The organism is Curtobacterium sp. B18 (genome assembly GCF_000333375.1).
Classification (GTDB): Bacteria; Actinomycetota; Actinomycetes; order Actinomycetales; family Microbacteriaceae; genus Curtobacterium.
Map to the genome: position 1 here is coordinate 1 of NZ_BACZ01000270.1, position 1506 is coordinate 1506.

Sequence of the window (1506 nt, forward strand, 5' to 3'; positions counted from 1 at the left end):
CCTGCAGCACCAGGAAGGCGTTAAAGGGTGCGATCGCCGGTCCGAGGTCGGCGGACAGCTTCGACCGGGTGCGCTGGATGAACGCGCGACGGCCGAACTTCGACGCGAAGTTCGTGCCCGCGAACCCGGACTGCTCGGTCGTCGTGAGCTGCGGGTACCGCTCGGCGTGTGCCGCCCAGTCGAAGTTCCCGCTGTCCACGATGAGCCCGGCGATGGCGCTGCCGTGCCCGGCGAGGTACTTCGTGGCCGAGTGCACGACGATGTCCGCACCGTGCTCGATCGGACGGACGAGGTACGGGGTCGCGATCGTGTTGTCGACGATGAGCGGGACGCCGTGCTCGTGCGCGACGCCGGCCACCCCCTCGAAGTCGAGGACGTCGCCGCGCGGATTCGGGATCGACTCGCCGAAGAACGCCTTCGTCTCCGGTCGGACCGCCGCGGCCCACTCGTCGAGGTCCGTCGGGTCCTGCACGAAGGTGAACGAGATGCCGAGGTCGCCCAGCGTGGAGTGGAACAGCGTGTAGGTCGCGCCGTACAGGGACGCACTCGACACCACGTGGTCGCCGGCACGGGCGAGTCCGAGCACCGCGAGCGACGTCGCCGCCTGCCCGGACGCGAGTGCGAGGGCGCCGACACCGCCCTCGAGGTCGGCGATCCGACGCTCGAGCGCGGCCGCGGACGGGTTGTTCACCCGCGAGTAGGTGTGCCCCGGTGCGTCGAGCAGGAACCGGGCGGCGGCGTCCTCACCCGACGGGTACACGAAGGCGGCGCTCTGGGCGATCGGCGGGACGTTGGCTCCCCATCCCGGGTCGGCCTTGTAGCCGGCGCGGATCTGCCGCGTCTCGAACGCCCAGTCGTCCTCGGTCGCCCCCATCAGGCGCCCGCCCCGGACGGCACCGTCACCGCGGGGCGGACCAGGGGGATGACCTGCTCGCCGAAACGGTCCATCTCCTCGAGCTGCGGCGAGAACTGCAGCAGCAGCGTGTCGACCCCGGCGTCCTCGAACTCCCGGATCCGCGCGGCGACCTGCTCGGGCGTGCCGACGAAGCCGGGGCGGAGGCCGCGGTTCGACACCGAGTAGTCCTCGAGCGAGGGGACGTGCTCGAGCTGCGACTTCGAGATGAAGTCCTGGTAGGACTCGTACGCGCGGCCGTGCTGCACGTCCGTGATCCGGGCGAGCTCGGCCTGCGCCTCCTCCTCGGTCTCGCGGACGATGACGTACGCGGCCATGCCGAACGCCTCGAACGGCGGCAGCCCGGCGTCGACCCGGCGCTGCTTCATCTCGGCGATCTTCGTCCGGAGTTCCTCGACCGTGCCGCCGTGGGTCACGTAGGCGTCGGCGTAGCCCGTGATCGCCGCCTTGCCGGCCTCGCTCTCGCCGCCGGCGTAGATGCGCGGGGTGACCCGGGGCTTCGGCTCGAGGTGGCTGTTCTCGATGTCGTAGTACTCGCCGTGGAAGGAGTACGGCGTCTCCCGCCAGAGCCCCTGCATGACCTCGACGAACTC

The 1506-nt window shown here is 70.9% G+C and carries 2 protein-coding genes; both read right to left on the minus strand.

The features are described from left to right. On the minus strand, positions 1-874 hold an 874-nt coding region (locus I5E_RS06825), incomplete at its 3' end, for an aminotransferase class I/II-fold pyridoxal phosphate-dependent enzyme (RefSeq protein ID WP_022906325.1). Further along, positions 874-1506, minus strand: a 633-nt coding sequence (locus I5E_RS06830) for an LLM class flavin-dependent oxidoreductase (protein WP_022906326.1), incomplete at its 5' end; no start/stop codon positions are given. The genes I5E_RS06830 and I5E_RS06825, both read right to left, overlap by 1 nt.